Source organism: Microbacterium sp. HJ5 (assembly GCF_054824025.1).
The window spans coordinates 1-287 of the sequence record NZ_JSYE01000057.1 but is presented as its reverse complement, the minus strand read 5'-3'; the positions used below and the strand labels follow the sequence as shown (position 1 = coordinate 287).

The 287-nt window shown below is 66.9% G+C and carries 1 protein-coding gene; it reads left to right on the top strand.

The window, feature by feature from the left end; translation table 11 throughout:
• A partial coding sequence (fdxA, locus tag OB08_RS16420) for a ferredoxin (RefSeq protein WP_461476636.1) occupies positions 1 to 287 on the top strand: 287 nt, incomplete at both ends.

Genomic DNA, 287 nt, shown 5'->3' with positions numbered 1-287 from the left:
CCGTGTGTGGATGTCAAGGACCGGGCCTGTATCGACGAGTGCCCGGTGGACTGCATCTACGAGGGCGACCGGTCGCTGTACATCCACCCCGACGAGTGCGTCGACTGCGGTGCGTGCGAGCCGGTGTGCCCGGTCGAGGCGATCTACTACGAGGACGACCTGCCCGACGAGTGGCAGGACTACTACAAGGCCAACGTCGAGTTCTTCGACGACGTGGGCTCGCCCGGCGGTGCGGCCAAGGTCGGCGTGATCCACAAGGACCACCCGATCATCGCCGCGCTCCCGCC